Source organism: Caballeronia sp. LZ008 (genome assembly GCF_031451435.1).
In the GTDB taxonomy this organism is placed as follows: domain Bacteria; phylum Pseudomonadota; class Gammaproteobacteria; order Burkholderiales; family Burkholderiaceae; genus Caballeronia; species Caballeronia zhejiangensis.
Window position 1 is genome coordinate 735,050 of record NZ_JARUXK010000001.1, and the last position, 15,919, is coordinate 750,968.

Below are 15,919 nucleotides of genomic sequence, written 5' to 3' on the forward strand. Positions count from 1 at the left end.
GCGTGACGCTACATACAAAAACGCCCTTCGAAGGAAGGGCGTCGGTTGCGCGGATTCCTGAACGCGTCAGGCCGCCAGTTCCAGCTTCGCCGTGTTGCGCGTGTCGCGCGCGTGCACGCGCTTGCCAGCCGCGTAGGTCTCGAAGACCGCGCGATCGTCGCCGAGCAGCGCGAACGCGAACAGCAGTTCTTCCAGTGATTCGGTGCGCGACGTCCGGCGCGCGAGCAGCGGCGTCGAGTTCGGATCGAGCACGACGAAATCCGCCTCGCTGCCGGGCGCGAGCGTGCCGATCCTGTCGTCGAGTTCGAGCACTTGCGCGGCGCCTGTCGTCGCGAGCCAGAACATGCGCGTCGCGGTCAGATGATGGCCGGTGAGACGCGCGATCTTGTGCGCGGCGCCCATCGTCTGAAGCATGGAAAAGGACGTGCCGCCGCCGACATCCGTCGCGAGCGCGACCGGCATGTTTGACTCGCCAGCTTTCTCGAAATCAAACAAGCCGCTGCCGAGGACGAGGTTCGAAGTCGGGCAGTGCGATGCAACCGAGCCCGTTTCCGCCATGCGCGCGCGGTCCTTGTCGTCGAGATGGATGCAGTGGCCGTACACCGCGCGGCGACGCAGCAAGCCGTAGTGATCGTAAATGTCGAGATAGCTGCGATGTCCCGGAAACAGGCTCTCGACCCATTTGATCTCGTCGGTGTTTTCCGCGACGTGCGTCTGGATGAACACGTCGTTGTGCTTCTGCGCGAGCACGCCGCATGCTTCGAGCTGCGCTTCTGTCGATGTCGGCGCGAAACGCGGCGTCAGCGCGTACTGCTGACGGCCGCGCCCGTGCCAGCGCGCGATGAGTTCGGCGCTGTCGTCGTAGCCGGATTGCGCCGTGTCGCGCAGAAACTCGGGGCAGTTGCGGTCCATCAGCACCTTGCCCGCGATCATGCGCGTGCCGCGCGCTTCGCTTTCAGTGAAGAACGCATCGGCGGATTGCTTGTGAACCGTGCAGTAGACGAGCGCGGTCGTCGTGCCGCACGCGAGCAGCTCGTCGATGAAAAAGCTCGCCGTCTCGCGCGCCACGGCGGGATTCTCGAAGCCGCGCTCGGTCGGAAACGTGTACGTGTTGAGCCACGGCAAAAGGCCCGGCGCGGGCGACGCGATCATGTCCGTCTGCGGATAGTGGATGTGCGAGTCGATGAAACCCGGCACGATCAGCTTGTCGCGCATCGTGTGGACGGTCGCGTCGGCGGCGAGCGTGTCGCGCAGCGACGCATACGCGCCTGCCGCGACCACTTTGCCGTCATCGACGACGAGGAGGCCATCGGCCTCGTACACCGCGCCGTCGGCGGCATGCGCGGGGTCCTCGCGAAAGGTCAGCAATTGGGCGCGGTAGGCGGTCTGAGTCATGGTGCAACGTCTCCGTAACTGATTTTCAAAGCTGCGAAAGCAGGACTAACGAGAAAGCCGCGATGATCCACATCGCCGGCTTGATCTCACGCGCGCGCCCGGTCGCCGACTTCAGCACGACGAACGCGAGAAAGCCGTACGCGACGCCATCGGTGATCGAGTACGTCAGCGGGATCAGGATCATCGCGAGGAACGCGGGAATGGCTTCGTCGAAGCGATGCCATTCGATCTTCGTGATCGCTTCCATCATGAACACGCCGACGAGCACGAGCGCGGGCGCGGTCGCGATCGCCGGCACGAGCGACAGGAGCGGCGAAAGGAACAGGAACGGCAGGAAGCACAATCCGGCGACGACCGCGACGAGACCCGTGCGTCCGCCCGCCGAAATGCCCGCCGCCGATTCGATGTACGCGTTCGCCGGGCTCGTGCCGAGCGGCGCGGAAATGAGCGCGGAGAAGGAGTCGACCATCATCGATTGGCGGATGTTGCGCGGATTGCCGTCCTTGTCGTAGAGCTTGCCGGCTTCCGAAATCGCCATGAACGTGGACAGCGCGTCGAAGAACGACGTGAACAGCATCACGAAGATGAACGGCCAGTAGATGACCTTCAGCGAGCCCATCAGATCGAGCTGCCCGAGCGCCGAAAAGTCCGGCGCGGCGAAGAGGCCGTTCCAGTTGACGAGCGTTTTCGTGGCGATGGCGGCGGGCCAGTAGGCGGTGCCGTCGCCGTAGAAGCGGCCGATCGGAATCGCGATGATCGTCGTGAACACGATGCCGAGCATCAGCGCGCCCGTGACCTTGCGCGCGACGAGAATCGTCGTGACGGCGAGGCCGATCAGAAACGTGACGACCACCGGATTGAGCGACGCCGAATGCACGATCGTCACCGGATCGCCGACGACGAACTTCGCGTTCACGAGCCCGATCAGGCTGATGAAGAGTCCGATGCCGCACGAGACCGCGTGCCGCAGATTCGCGGGAATCGCATCGACGACGAGCTTGCGCGCGTTGAACGCCGCGAGAATCGCGAAGATCACGCCGGACCAGAACACGCAGCCGAGCGCGGTCTGCCACGGCATCTTGCCGCCGTGAACCATGACGAACGCAAAAAGCGCGTTCATGCCCATGCCGGGCGCGACGAGCACCGGATTGCGCGCATACAGGCCCATCGCGCAGCTGCCGAGAAAGCTGACGATGACCGTGGCGGTGAGCGCCGCCGGAAACGGCACGCCCGCCGCCGACAAAATGCCCGGATTGACGACGATGATGTACATCGCCGTGAGGAACGTCGTGATGCCCGCGACGATTTCCGTCTTCGTGCGCGAGCCGGCCGCGCGAATGCCGAAGAATCGTTCGAGCGCGGTGCTGTCTTGTTGTGTTGTTGCGGTTGTTTGCATCGTGCTTGCTTACTGCTTCCAGTGCTGATCCAGGCGCGCGACCATCGCGTCGCGTTCTTCTTCGGTGACGAACGAGGCTTCGAGGCTGTTTTTCAGCAGCGTGTAGACCTCGTGATCGGTGAGCTTCAACGCATCGACGATCGCGAAGTAATTCGCGTTGACGTAGCCGCCGAAGTACGCCGGATCGTCGGAATTGATCATCACCGCGACGCCCTGATCGAGCAGATCCTTCAGCGTGTGCTTCGTCATGTCGTCGAATACGCAGAGCTTGATGTTCGAGAGCGGGCACACCGTCAATGCGATGCGCGCATCGGCGAGACGCGCGACGAGCGCCGCGTCCTCGATGCTGCGCACGCCGTGATCGACGCGATCCACTTTCAGCAGATCGAGCGCTTCGTAGACATACGACGGCGGTCCTTCTTCGCCCGCATGCGCGACGAGCTTCAGACCGCGTTCGCGCGCTTTCGCGAACACGCGCTCGAATTTCGACGGCGGATGGCCGCGTTCCGACGAATCCAGCCCGACGCCGATCAGCCGATGTGCGTACTTGTCGAACAGCGGCAACGCGCTGTCGAAGGTGGCGAGCGCGTCGTCTTCGGACAGATGGCGCAGGAAGCAGAGAATCAGCTTGCTCGACAAGCCGCGCTTTTCGCCTTCCGCGAGCGCGGCGTCGATGCCCGCGACGACCGTTTCGATCGGCACGCCGCGTTCCGTGTGCGTTTGCGGATCGAAGAAGATTTCCGCATGCACGACGTGATCCGCGAGTGCGCGTTCGACGTAGGCCATCGTCATGTCGTAGAAATCCTGCTCCGTGAGCAGCACGCTCGCGCCCGCATAGTAGATGTCGAGAAACGACTGCAAGTCGGTGAACGCGTAAGCCGCGCGAAGCGCATCGATCGAGTCGTACGCGAGCTTCACGTTATTGCGCTTCGCGAGCGCGAAGATCAGTTCCGGCTCTAGCGACCCTTCGATATGGATATGCAACTCGGCTTTCGGCGCGTGCGCAATCTTGTCGGCGAGTGTGGGATTCATTTGGGCTTTTGAGTTTTGGGGCTACAAGTTCGCCTGTGGGTCAGGCGGTCTGTTGCGACGACGCATGGCTCGAAGCGTTGGCTTCGACCGCCTGCAGCAGTTGGGCTGCCGCTGCAACGGCGATCACTTCGGGCGCTTTGTCGACGATGCCGTCGATGCCGATCGGACACACCATCCGCGCGATGCGCGCCGGGTCGATGCCGCGCGCCGCGAGCCGATGCTCGAACTGCTTCTTCTTCGTGAACGAGCCGATCATGCCGAAGAACGCAAAGTCGCCGCGCCGCAGGATGCATTCGGCCAGGGCGAGATCCACCGTGTGGTTGTGCGTCATCACGATGAAGTACGCGTTGGGCGGCGCATTATCGACAGCTTCGTCGGGCGCGTCGGTCGGCTCGATCGTCACGTTATCGGGCACGAACTGCGGTGCGGGAAATGCCGCATGGCGCTCGTCCACCCAGGTCACGTGACACGGCAGCGTCGCGAGCACGCGCACGAGCGCTGCCCCGACATGGCCCGCGCCGAACAGCACGACCTGAAAGTCGTTCGGCGCGATGGTCTCGGTCAAAAGCGCGCCGCGCTCGTCGAAACCGGCGCCGTCCCACAGCAGGCAGTCGGCGTCGGTCGCGCCCGGTTCGGGATCGGAGAGCATCACCGCATCGCGAAGCTCGGGATCCGGCGCGAAGGAAACGCTGCGCACGGTCGATAAACCTTGCGCGGTGCGCTTGCCGAGCGTCGTCACCCAGTTCAGATCCGCGACGTCGAGCCGCTCGAATGCGAGCACGACGGCGCCGCCGCAGCACTGGCCGAGGCTCGGGCCGAGCGCGAAACGCTCGAGTCTGCGCATGCGCGGGCTGCGCATGCCGTCCTTCAGCACTTGCCGTGCGGTTTCGATGGCCTTCCATTCCAGATGGCCGCCGCCGATCGTGTAGCGCGCGTCCTCGCGGGTGACGATCATCTTCGTGCCCGGCTCGCGCGGCGCGGAGCCTTCGACACGCGCGACCGTCACGAGCACGACGGCGTCGCCGTGCGCGAGCAGGTGTTGCAGGTCGTTCAGCCAAACTTGCATCGAGTGAGCTCCGGAAGTGATCGGGTTTGTGCGGGGTTTGCCCGGATTTGCGTCGTCGCAGACGCTAGTTTACCGGGCGATGGACATCCCATCGGCCAGCGAGAGAAAAGCGGGAAAAGCGCGCACACGCAAACGCGTGCGAGCGCATAGGAATAGGGCGCAGAGCCGAAGGGAAGCGGATGGTTTGCGTTGTCATGATTCAGGAAGACATTGCGGACCGGGCGCGCGTTACGCGGTTTCCGTTCGTTTCATGCGTTACCGTGAAAAAAACCGGTTGCCTTTGAGCGAAGCGGACTGCGCGCACGTAGATCGCCATCCAGACACGACCTTAACACCGCAATATCTCAAAAACATTGCGGCAGACGTATCAAGATTATGCGGATGCGCTGATGCGGGAAAGAGAAAGCGCGCAAAGCGCGATGAAGCGGGGAAGGACGGGCGGCGCGGACGGCCGCCCGGAACACATTACCGGACGGTCGAGCGCAGTTTGCGCTTGAATCGCAGGCTGGCCGCGACGAGCACGAAGATCAGCGCGAACGCGATCAGCGACCACTGCGGCAGCGAGAGTCCGAGGATCGGCGGATACGGCGTTTCGCACAGACCGGCGACCTTGAACACTTGCGGCAGCCAGCTTGCGGGCGGCAGGCCGTCGACGATCGGTTGCAGCGCGTCGAAGCCGCAACTGAAGCCGGGATGCGACTGCACATAGACGTGGCGAATCGCGGTGATGAGACCGCCGAGCGCCGAAATCGCGACCAGCGTCTCTAAAAGCGCAATGCCGCGCCAGTTGCGGAATGCCGCGCCGAGAAACGCGAAGATCGCGATCAGCACGAAGAAATAGCGCTGGATGATGCAAAGCGGGCAGGGATCTTCGTTATGGAAGAACTGCAGATACAGCGCACCGCCGACGAGACCGAGACTGACCAAACCGAGCAGCACGAGCAGGCGGCGCTCGCGGCGCATCACCCGGTCGTCCTGATGCATCGTGAAGTGATGTAAAGAGTTGTTCATTATTTCGCAACGATTCGAGAAGGAAGCACCTGAGTTGCGCGGGGATCGCGGGGAATTCTAGCGCGAACGCCCGGTGCGCAAAATCAGCCGCGACGATTGGCCGAGTTTCCCGGCCCGTTCAGCGCGTCGTTTCCAGCACCGCTTCGACCGCCCGTCCGATCGACAGCAACGTGTCGTCGGAGTTCGGCGCGCCCGCGAGCATCAGGCCGACGGGCGCCTCGCCGCGCGGATGGCAGGGGAGCGAGAGCGCGCAGGCATCGAGAAAATTGAACGCGGTCGGATTGCGCAGGATCAGCGCGTTGGTGCGCGTGAAGGCGTCGTCATCCGATTCGAGATCGGCGATGCGCGGCGGCAGCACCGGCACCGTCGGGCAGAGAATCGCGTCGAAACGTTGCCAGAGCGTCGTGCGCGCGGCTTCGATCATCGCGGCGCGCGCCTCGCACAAGTCGATGTAATCCGCCGCGCTCGCCGCTTCGGCGCGTTGCAGGCGCGCCAGCACGCGCGGATCGTAATCGGCGCCGCGCTCGGCCATCAGCTTGCGATGCCACGCATACGCTTCGATCGCGACGAGCGGATAGCGATTGATCTCCGGCAGACGATCGAGCGGCGCAAAGCGCACGTCTTCCACGAGCGCGCCGGCCGCCGCGAGATGATTGACGGCCGCGGCGACGGCGCTGGCGACGCTCGCCTCGACGCCATCGGTGACGTAGTTCGTCAGCACGCCGAGGCGCACGCCTTCGAGCGGGCGCGTCGCGGGCACGCCGGGATCGCGCCCCGCGAGAATCCGGTCGACGAGCGCGCAGCATGCGACCGACACGCCGATCGGACCGAACGAATCGAGCGTTTTCGACAGCGGCACGCCGCCTTGCTTCGGGATGCGGCTCGCGGTCGGCTTGAAGCCGGTGAGGCCGCACAGCGCGGCCGGAATGCGGATCGAGCCGCCGGTGTCGGTGCCGAGCGCGACGGCTGCCATGCCATCGGCGACCGATGCCGCCGCGCCCGACGACGAGCCGCCCGCGATGCGCGCGTCGCCCGGCTCGTTCGCGCGCCACGGCGAGCGCGGCGTGCCGTAATGCGGATTGAGCCCGAGGCCCGAGAACGCGAACTCGCTCATGTTGGTGCGCCCGACGATCACCGCGCCCGCACGGCGCAGGCGCGCGACGGTCACGGCGTCGGCGCTGGCGGGCGCGTTGTCGGCGAGCGCCTTCGAGCCGGCGCGCGTCACCTGGCCTTCGACATCGAAGAGATCTTTGATCGACACAGGAATGCCCGCGAGCGGCGAGAGCACGGTCCCGGCGCGGCGCAGCGCGTCGTGCGCATCGGCGGCGGCGCGTGCGTGATCGGCATCGACATGCAGGAAAACAGTCGAGCCCTGGCCCGCCGGGTCGGCGATCCGTTCGAGCGCCGTCTCGACGAGCGCGCGGCTCGTCGTGCGGCCGCTTTTCAGATCGGCGGCGAGTTGGGCGAGAGGGGCGAACTGCGGCGAAGTGGTCGGCATGGCGTCGGGCAGTGGCGTCGCCGTCTGCGAGAAGCCGGCAATGCCCGGCGCTTCGCATCGGCAGTGAGTGGATGGACGCCGCAGCCGAAAGCCGGGGCGTCCAAGGTGGCTGTCATTCTAAGCCACCGACGCCGATCGAACACCGCTCAGATCGTGCGCGAGAAGCGCCGCAGACTCGATTGACCCAGATAGCGGTCGAATACCGATGCGACGTTGCGCACCAGCATGCGGCCAGCGGGCAGCACGCGGATCGCGTCGCGCGAGAGATCGATGAGGCCATCGCCGGCCATCGGCGCGAGGCGCGCGAGTTCGTCGGCGAAAACGGCGGGGAATTCGATGCCGTGCGCGTTCGCGACATCGTCGAAGCGCAGCTCGCCGCCGCACATGAGACGCATGATGACGTCGCGGCGCAGTGCATCGTCGGCGGACAGGCGCACGCCGCGCGCGATGGCGAGCCGCCCCGCGTCGATTGCCGCGGCATAGTCGGCGAGTTCGCGGGCGTTCTGCGCATAGACATCGCCGATCTTGCCGATCGACGACGCGCCGATGCCGATCAGATCGCAATCCGCATGCGTGCTGTAGCCCTGGAAGTTGCGCTGGAGCGTGCCGGCTTCGAAGGCGCGCGCGAGCTCGTCGCCGGGCAGTGCGAAATGATCCATGCCGATGTACACGTAGCCCGCGTCGCTCATGCGCCCGATCACGCGCTCGAGAATCGCGAGACGCACGGCCGGTGAAGGCAGCGCGCTTTCGTCGATCTGCCGCTGCATCTTGAAGAGTGCCGGCATGTGCGCGTAGCCGAACACGGAGACGCGATCCGGTTTCAGATCGACGATCGCGTCGAGCGTGCGCGAAAAGCTTTCGACGCTCTGATGCGGCAGGCCATAGATCAGATCGACGCTCACCGACTTGAAACCGTTCGCGCGCGCGGCGTCGAGCACGGTTTCGGTCATTTCGCGCGGCTGAATGCGATTGACGGCGCGCTGCACGCGTTCGTCGAAGTCCTGCACGCCGAGGCTCAGGCGGTTGAAGCCGAGTTCGCGCAGCAACGCGACGGTTTGCGCCGACGCCTCGCGCGGATCGACTTCGATCGAATATTCCGCGCGCTCGTCGGAAACGAGATTGAAGTGCTCGCGCGTCGCGGACATCAGCTCGGCCATCTCGTCGTGCGAGAGGAAAGTCGGCGTGCCGCCGCCCCAGTGAAGCTGCGTCACCGGGCGCGACGTATCGAAAAGCGCTGCTTGCAGCGCCAGCTCGCGCTTCATGCGATCGAGGTACGGGCGAGCGTGCGCGCGATTCTTCGTCGCGACCTTGTTGCAGCCGCAGTAGAAGCAGACGGTGTCGCAGAACGGAATGTGGAAGTAGAGCGAGAGATCGGCGTTCGCGTTGGACTGGCTCGCGGCTTCGCGATAGTGCGCGGCGTCGAAGGAATCGGTGAACTGGACGGCGGTCGGATAGGACGTGTAGCGCGGACCGTGCGCGTCGTAGCGCGCGAGCAGGTCGGGGCGAAAGAGCGGGGCGGCGGGAGTCATGGCGGACCTCGGGGGGAACGTCCGAGTGTAGTCGGACGATGCGCGCGAACATTGCGTGATAAGGTCGCAGCCCAATGGCAGCATTTGACGAACCGCAAAGAAGAGGCATGAGAAAATGCCGGTTCTTTTTGCGCTGTTGAGTCACGCCATGTCGATCGATTCTTCGCCCCATGCCTGCCGCCAGGGCTGCGGCGCCTGTTGCATCGCGCCGTCCATCTCGAGTCCGATTCCGGGGATGCCGGATGGCAAGCGCGCGGGCGAACGCTGCGTTCAATTGGGCGACGATCTGCGCTGCAGGATTTTCGGCGATCCGCGCAGGCCGGCGTGCTGCGGCGGATTGCAGCCTTCGCACGAGATGTGCGGCGAGACGCGCGAATATGCGCTGACGTGGATCGAGCGGCTCGAAACAGCGACGCAGCCGACGCAACTGTCGTGACGATCGACAGTCCAATTCGCGGACCGCGCCGAAGACGGCGCAAATTCGAAGAAGAACACTGGAGGATCAAGCATGACGGAACCCGTCGCGCCGCTGCGGCGCCGGTTCGTGCGGGCAGGGCTGATGGCGCTGCCCGCGCTCGCACTCGCATCGAAGGCCCACGCGGCCTCGAACTCGATATTCCCCTTCATTCCGGATCACTACACATTCTCGACGCAGCAGGTGCAAGCCGCCGTCGCGCGCAAGTTCCCGCTGCAACGCACGGCTTCGCAGATTTTCGACGTCGTCCTGAGCAATCCCGTCGTCGGGATGGCGCCGGATCGCAATCGCGTGACCGTGCGCGTCGATGCGCGACTTTCGACGCCGTTCATGCCGAATCCCGTGATCGGCGCGTTCACGCTCTCGACGCAGCTCGGCTACGATGCGCCGAGCCGTTCGGTCATTCTCGTGTCGCCGTCCGTCGACGATGCGCAGTTCACGGGCGATGCCGCGCAATATAACCAGCAGATCGCGTCGGTCGGCGCGCAACTCGCGGCGCAATTGCTCGACCGCTATCCGATCCACACCTTCAAGCCCGAGGAGCTCCAGTTCGCCGGGGTGTCTTACGAACCCGGTACAATCACAGTCCTTACAAACGGCATACGTGTGCAGATTGTCGAGAAGTGAATCGAAATCGCTGCGCAATGTGCATCAAAACCTACGGCTACACCGCGAACAAGGGCTGACGGATGGACTGGATATTGATGGTGAAGGCGCTCATCCTGGGCGTCGTGGAGGGCTTGACCGAATTTCTGCCGGTCTCGAGCACGGGGCATCTGATCGTGGCGGGCAGCTTGCTGAATTTCACCGACGCGCAATCGAAAACCTTCGACGTCGTCATCCAGTTCGGCGCGATTCTCGCGATTTGCTGGGAATACCGCGCGAAGATCGGCTCCGTCGTCGCCGGCCTGCCCGCACGCTCCGATGCGCGGCGCTTCACGCTCAACGTCATCATCGCGACGATTCCGGCCATCGTGCTCGGTCTCCTGCTCGAAAAGCACATCAAGGCGGTGCTGTTCTCGCCGGTGCCGGTGTCGGTCGCGCTGATCGTCGGCGGCATCGTCATTCTCTGGGCGGAGTCGCGCCAGCGCGAGCGGGGCGTCATCACGCGCGTGCATTCCGTCGACGATCTTTCCTATGGGGATGCCTTCAAGGTCGGCCTCGCGCAATGTTTCGCGCTGATTCCGGGCACCTCGCGTTCGGGTGCGACGATCATCGGCGGCATGTTGTTCGGGCTCGAACGGCGCGTGGCGACGGAGTTCTCGTTCTTCCTCGCCATTCCGATCATCTTCGGCGCGACGCTCTACGAAATGGCCAAGTACTGGCGCACGCTGACCGTGAACGATATCGGGCTGTTCGTCATCGGGCTCGTCGCGGCTTTCGTCAGCGCGTTCGTCTGCGTGCGCTGGCTGCTGCGCTACGTCGCGTCGCACGATTTCACGGCGTTCGCGTGGTATCGCATCGGCTTCGGCTTGCTGATCCTGATCGTCGGATACAGCGGCGGATTGAGCTGGGCCGACTGATCCCGCTCTCGCCACGCAAAGGAAAACGCCACGGCTTGCCGTGGCGTTTTCCTTTCTGGGCGATGCCGTTCAGCGGCGGCGGAACATCAGATCCCAGACGCCGTGGCCGAGCCGCAGGCCGCGCCGCTCGAACTTCGTGACCGGGCGGAAATCGGGGCGCGGCGCGTAGCCGTCGGCGGTGTTTTCGAGCGCCGGTTCCGCCGACAGCACTTCGAGCATCTGCCCGGCATAGTTCTGCCAGTCGGTCGCCAGATGGATATAGCCGCCCGGCTTCATGCGCGACACGAGCAGCGCGACGAACTTCGGCTGAATCAGGCGGCGCTTGTGATGGCGCGCCTTGTGCCACGGATCCGGAAAGTAGATGTGCACGCCGTCGAGACTGTCGGGCGCGATCATGTGTTCGAGCACTTCCACGGCGTCGTGCTGAAGGATGCGGATATTGCCGAGCCCTTGCTCGCCGATCAGCTTCAGCAGCGCGCCGACGCCCGGCTCGTGCACTTCGACGCCGATGAAGTCATCGCCCGGACGCGCGGCCGCGATTTCCGCCGTCGTCGCGCCCATGCCGAAACCGATCTCGAGCACGCGCGGCGCGTGGCGGCCGAAGTGCGCGTCCCAGTCGGCGAGCTGCGGCGTGTAGGGCACGACGTAGCGCGGGCCGAGATCGTCGATCGCGCGCTGCTGGCCCGGCGATACGCGCCCCGCGCGCGTGACGAAGCTGCGGATGCGCCGATGCCGCAGCGTGGCGTTTTCGTTGACGTCGGACGGGTGCGTGCCGTTGTCGTCGGCTTCGTCTTGGGGATCGTGGCTCATGAGGCGATGCTGGAACGGATGCGCGAAACTAAAAAGCCGCCCAAACGTGACTTGGGGCGGCTTTCGCTGGGATTCTGGAGCGGGCGATGGGAATCGAACCCACGTCTGTAGCTTGGGAAGCTACGGTAATAGCCATTATACGACGCCCGCATGAGCCGGCTATTGTAAGCGCAACGCGTCCCGAGGCGCAATTGCGCGCGGGTTTCAGATGCCGAAGAGCGTCATCGAGACGGCGACGCGCGTCACGACCATCAGCAGCACCTGGACGATCACGAAGAGCAGAATCGGCGAAAGATCGATGCCACCGAGTCGCGGCAGGATGCGCCGCAGCGGATCGAGAAACGGCGCGGTGATCTGATACAGCAGCGGCATCGCCGGCGACTGCGGATTGAGCCACGACAGGAGCGCCATCAGGATCGTCACCCAGATAATCAGGTTCAGCGCCCATTTGACGACGGTCAGCAACGCAACGAGCAGAAGGGTCGGCGCCATGAGCGTCGGATCGACGCCCGCGAGCACGACCATCAGCGTCACGTAGACAGCCGAGGCGATGAACGCCGCGACGATGCTCGCCCAGTCGATCTTCCCGCCGGGAAGAATCTTGCGCAGCGGCAGCACGAGCCAGTTGGTCGCCTGCATCACGGCGTTCGACACGGGGTTGTAGGGCGGCATCCGCACGACCTGGATCCATGCGCGCAGCAGGAGCGCCGCGCCGAACAGGGTGAAAAGGGTGTTGAGCAGAAAACGGGCGATATCGCCGAACATCTCGGGTCCTCTAGGATGCGTGCGCAGTGTTGCGACGTGCGCCGGGTCGGGTTAAGCGAAAGGTGAAGGGAGACGAAAGGCGCTAGCGGGCGCAGAGCCGCCCGCGAGTGATGTCTGGATGGCGGCCGTCCGCGCGGCGCGAATCTTGAATGCTGACCTTGATCATTGTTCGTTCTCTGGACTGAGTATCTCGTCGAAGTCATCGCGGCGCGCGGCGCGCGGCGCATCATGCGCGTTTGCGCGCCCGTCGCACGCACGCCGTTAGACGAAGCTTCGCGTTTTTCTGTTCTCGGCGATTCGAACTCCCCGCCCAACAGGCTTGCCTGATGGGGCGCCGGACGTCACCTTAACATGGCTTTGCAGCCGCTTGGGGACGTTGTCGCACGCGCCGCGCGCGATTGGTCGGGCGATTGCGTGAAAGGTACGCGAAAGTTAATCGCAGGAGACTCATCCGCATGAAACGCCAGTGTCGGAAAACCCTAGTGTTGCCATTTTGAGACGATCGCGAAAAGCGTATTTGACGCAAAACTGGCAGGATATAAAGACGGAAAGCGAAAGGGCCGAGCGCTTCATTGGGCGGGATTGTTTCCCTTCGAATGAGTGGGCGAGAAATCGGACAGGACGAATTTTCCGGCCAAAAAGCATGCTTTTCGCTGAATGTGGTTTGACACACATCAATCGCATATCGACGTGAAGGCTTGGTTTCTTTGCGTACATTGAGGAACGAACAGGGCGCTCGATACTAAAGAGAAGACGATTTCAGCGGGAGCGCAGGCGCGGCGGGATGCGGCCCACTCTCCCATCAAGGTTTCATTCGCTACGTTCGGAGGTTGCCGTGAGCATTTTCTCTTATAGAAAGCATCTGCGATTTTTGAGCCAAGCCCAACGGCGCCGCTGGTGGGATCAGAAAAAGCGACTGACGCCTCGCGTCGTTATCGGCGCGGCTTATGTGCCGCCGAACGTCACGCGTGAATTCGCTTACGTCAAAGTGGGTTGAACGACGCTTCGAGCTTTTAAGAATCTCGCGCAATACATGAGAAGCCCCGGCGGACGCATTGTCCGTCGGGGCTTTTCCGTTCTTTTGTAAATAGACGTTACGCCGTTTTTTAACTTATGGCGTATATCGAGTCGAGCCACCGCGCGCAGGTCCGCCGAACGGTCGATCGGAGCCTGTTTGCGGCCATCGCCCGGCTTTCGGTCTCCTGGCAGCGTTAAGCATCTTGCAATTTGCAACAAATGACTCCGCCGACCGATCTGCTTTTTCGATAAATTCGACTCATACCGTCGCTCGTGAGCCGCCTGGACCGGCCATCATGCGTAGCGGCGAGGAGAACGAAAGTGAAAAAGCTCGGTGGTTTGTTGGTCGCTGGTGCGCTCGGCGTGGGATTCGTCGGTGCAGCGCAGGCGCATGTGTCGGTGGGCGTGGGCATCGGGGTGCCGGCCTATCCGGTCTATGCGGCGCCGCCGGCTCCTGTCTATGTCGCGCCGCCGCAGCCCGTTTATGTGGCGCCGCCGCCTGTCATGTATGCGCCGCCGCCCGCGGTGGTTTATGGCGGCTACGGCGGCTATGGCTACTACGGCCGTCCGTATTACCGGCATCACGGTTACTACCGTCACGGACCGGGCTACTGGCGCCGCTGATCGGCCCGAACGGCTTATTCCGAAGGCGATGCATGCATGCATCGCCTTCTGCGTTTACGGGCCGATTTCTGGATTTTTGCGACGGAACTGGGACAATGATGATCCTCCTCACCTCACGCTCTCACGCCGATGTCCACTCTTCCCGCCCCGACTTTCGATGACGTCGCCGACGCCGCCCGGCGCATCGAAGGATTCGCCCATCGCACGCCCGTCCTGACTTCCCGCACCGCCGACGCCATCGCGGGCGCGTCGCTCTTCTTCAAGTGCGAGAACTTCCAGCGCATGGGCGCGTTCAAGTTCCGCGGCGCCTACAACGCGCTCTCTCATTTCGACGACCGCCAGCGCGCAGCGGGCGTCATCACGTACTCGTCGGGGAATCATGCGCAGGCGATCGCGCTGTCCGCGAAGCTCGCCGGCATCCGCGCGACGATCGTCATGCCGGAAGACGCGCCCGCCGCGAAGATGGAGGCGACGCGCGGCTACGGCGGCGAAGTGATCACCTACGACCGCTACACGCAAAATCGCGAGGAAATCGGCCGCAAGCTCGCCGAGGAACGCGGCATGACGCTGATTCCGCCCTACGACCATCCGCATGTGATCGCGGGGCAGGGCACGGCGGCGAAGGAACTGATCGAGGAAACCGGTCCGCTCGACTATCTGTTCGTGTGTCTGGGCGGCGGCGGGCTCATCGGCGGATGCGCGCTCGCGGCGGCGGCGTTGTCGCCGGACTGCAAGGTGATCGGCGTCGAGCCGGAGGCGGGCAACGACGCGCAGCAATCGCTCGCTCGCGGCGAAATCGTGCATATCGACGTGCCGCGCACGATCGCCGATGGCGCCGCTTCGACGCACGTCGGCGAATACAACTTTCCGATCATCCAGCGTCACGTGGACCGGATCGTCACCGTGAGCGATGCGCAATTGATCGACACGCTGCGCTTCTTCGCGCAGCGCATGAAGATGGTGGTCGAGCCGACCGGCTGCCTCGCGGCGGCCGCCGTGCTGCAGAAGGTCGTGCCGGTCGAAGGCAAGCGCGTCGGCGTGATCGTGTCGGGCGGCAACGTCGATTTGCCGAAGCTGTCGCAGTATCTCGCGTGATGGCGGATCGTCACGACGCTGCGTTGACGATCAGATCGCGGTAGCCGTTCACGATCACGCTGTACGCGAAGTACGCGAACAGCACGGCGGACATCACGTGGCACGCGCGCAGGAGCTGCGTGCCGGCGCGCTTTCGGCCGTGGCTCGCGAGCGTGCAGATGAAGATCGTCCAGCCGAGCCCGCCGCAGAAGAAGCCGATCAGAAACACCGACGCGCTGACGGGACTCGTCGCGCCGGCCTTGGCGATGAGCGCGCCGCCGACCGCCGCAAACCACAATATCGCGCTCGGCGACGACACCGCGAGCAGGCATCCGCGCCCGAAGCTTTGCCAATGCTTCGGGCGCGGCACGGTGAGATCCGCTTCGCCTTCGACGGGCGGCGCCGACGCCGGATTGAGCGCTTCACGCGCCATCTTCCAGGTGAGAAAGAGCAGCACGACGGCGCCGCCGATCCACACGACCCAGCGCACGGCGGAGAACTGCAAGAGCGCGGACATGCCCGCGAGCGCGAGCGCCGCGTAGAACAGATCGCCGAAGCACGTGCCGAGGCCGAGCACCATCCCCGGCTTGAATCCGTGCGACAGCGCGAGCGAAATGATCGCGACGTTGGCGATCCCGATATCCAGACACAACGACAGCGACAGAAAGAACCCGTCCGACAGCAACGACCACGAATGCATGTTG

General features: G+C 64.2%; 15 protein-coding genes and 1 tRNA gene. 5 read left to right on the plus strand and 11 right to left on the minus strand.

Annotation, left to right across the window (positions count from 1 at the left end; genetic code table 11):
• Positions 1 to 66: 66 nt before the first annotated feature.
• The 7 genes from guaD to hemN form a co-directional block, all read right to left on the minus strand.
• Positions 67 to 1,395, minus strand: coding sequence for a guanine deaminase (gene guaD / locus QCE49_RS03465; protein WP_309805711.1), 1,329 nt, complete (start codon positions 1,393 to 1,395; stop codon positions 67 to 69).
• 25 nt (positions 1,396 to 1,420) lie between these two features.
• Complete coding sequence (locus tag QCE49_RS03470) at positions 1,421 to 2,791, minus strand: NCS2 family permease (protein WP_250456530.1); 1,371 nt, start codon at positions 2,789 to 2,791, stop codon at positions 1,421 to 1,423.
• A gap of 9 nt (positions 2,792 to 2,800) precedes the next feature.
• Positions 2,801 to 3,823 carry an adenosine deaminase gene (locus QCE49_RS03475; RefSeq protein ID WP_008350888.1) on the minus strand — a complete coding sequence of 341 codons (1,023 nt, stop codon included), beginning with the start codon at positions 3,821 to 3,823 and terminating at the stop codon, positions 2,801 to 2,803.
• Between the two features lie 40 nt (positions 3,824 to 3,863).
• Positions 3,864 to 4,889 carry a xanthine dehydrogenase accessory protein XdhC gene (xdhC, locus tag QCE49_RS03480; RefSeq protein WP_250456529.1) on the minus strand — a complete coding sequence of 342 codons (1,026 nt, stop codon included), beginning with the start codon at positions 4,887 to 4,889 and terminating at the stop codon, positions 3,864 to 3,866.
• Between the two features lie 465 nt (positions 4,890 to 5,354).
• Positions 5,355 to 5,873, minus strand: coding sequence for a disulfide bond formation protein B (locus QCE49_RS03485; protein ID WP_033536679.1), 519 nt, complete (start codon positions 5,871 to 5,873; stop codon positions 5,355 to 5,357).
• Between the two features lie 145 nt (positions 5,874 to 6,018).
• Positions 6,019 to 7,398 carry an amidase gene (locus QCE49_RS03490; protein WP_250456528.1) on the minus strand — a complete coding sequence of 460 codons (1,380 nt, stop codon included), beginning with the start codon at positions 7,396 to 7,398 and terminating at the stop codon, positions 6,019 to 6,021.
• Positions 7,399 to 7,544: 146 nt separating this feature from the next.
• On the minus strand, positions 7,545 to 8,927 hold the full coding sequence (gene hemN / locus QCE49_RS03495; protein ID WP_250439320.1) for an oxygen-independent coproporphyrinogen III oxidase: 1,383 nt from the start codon (positions 8,925 to 8,927) through the stop codon (positions 7,545 to 7,547).
• A 148-nt stretch (positions 8,928 to 9,075) separates the two neighbouring features.
• On the opposite strand from hemN, the gene QCE49_RS03500 reads away from it, so the two are divergent.
• From QCE49_RS03500 to QCE49_RS03510, 3 genes are all read left to right on the plus strand, one after another.
• Positions 9,076 to 9,363: a YkgJ family cysteine cluster protein gene (locus QCE49_RS03500; protein WP_250439322.1), complete on the plus strand. Its 288-nt coding sequence runs from the start codon at positions 9,076 to 9,078 to the stop codon at positions 9,361 to 9,363.
• Between the two features lie 72 nt (positions 9,364 to 9,435).
• A complete protein-coding gene (locus QCE49_RS03505) occupies positions 9,436 to 10,029 on the plus strand; it encodes a DUF1439 domain-containing protein (RefSeq protein WP_008350882.1) in 594 nt (197 codons plus the stop codon).
• Positions 10,030 to 10,091: 62 nt separating this feature from the next.
• Positions 10,092 to 10,925, plus strand: a complete 834-nt coding sequence (locus tag QCE49_RS03510; RefSeq protein WP_034471340.1) for an undecaprenyl-diphosphate phosphatase — start codon at positions 10,092 to 10,094, stop codon at positions 10,923 to 10,925.
• Between the two features lie 69 nt (positions 10,926 to 10,994).
• Here the strand turns inward: QCE49_RS03510 and trmB are convergent, their stop codons facing one another.
• From trmB to QCE49_RS03525, 3 genes are all read right to left on the minus strand, one after another.
• Positions 10,995 to 11,735 carry a tRNA (guanosine(46)-N7)-methyltransferase TrmB gene (trmB, locus tag QCE49_RS03515; protein ID WP_250456527.1) on the minus strand — a complete coding sequence of 247 codons (741 nt, stop codon included), beginning with the start codon at positions 11,733 to 11,735 and terminating at the stop codon, positions 10,995 to 10,997.
• A gap of 75 nt (positions 11,736 to 11,810) precedes the next feature.
• Positions 11,811 to 11,885 (minus strand) — tRNA-Gly (locus tag QCE49_RS03520).
• 54 nt (positions 11,886 to 11,939) lie between these two features.
• A complete protein-coding gene (locus QCE49_RS03525) occupies positions 11,940 to 12,500 on the minus strand; it encodes a YggT family protein (RefSeq protein ID WP_008350879.1) in 561 nt (186 codons plus the stop codon).
• A 1,338-nt stretch (positions 12,501 to 13,838) separates the two neighbouring features.
• Between QCE49_RS03525 and QCE49_RS03530 the strand changes: the two genes are divergently transcribed.
• Together QCE49_RS03530 and QCE49_RS03535 are read left to right on the plus strand one after the other, a co-directional pair.
• On the plus strand, positions 13,839 to 14,141 hold the full coding sequence (locus tag QCE49_RS03530; protein ID WP_034471336.1) for a hypothetical protein: 303 nt from the start codon (positions 13,839 to 13,841) through the stop codon (positions 14,139 to 14,141).
• 129 nt (positions 14,142 to 14,270) lie between these two features.
• Positions 14,271 to 15,236: a threo-3-hydroxy-L-aspartate ammonia-lyase gene (locus QCE49_RS03535; protein WP_175981788.1), complete on the plus strand. Its 966-nt coding sequence runs from the start codon at positions 14,271 to 14,273 to the stop codon at positions 15,234 to 15,236.
• A gap of 10 nt (positions 15,237 to 15,246) precedes the next feature.
• On the opposite strand, the gene QCE49_RS03540 is transcribed toward QCE49_RS03535, so the two are convergent.
• Entirely contained in the window at positions 15,247 to 15,915 is a 669-nt protein-coding gene (locus QCE49_RS03540; protein WP_250456526.1) for a LysE family translocator, read from the minus strand.
• Between the last annotated feature and the right edge of the window lie 4 nt (positions 15,916 to 15,919).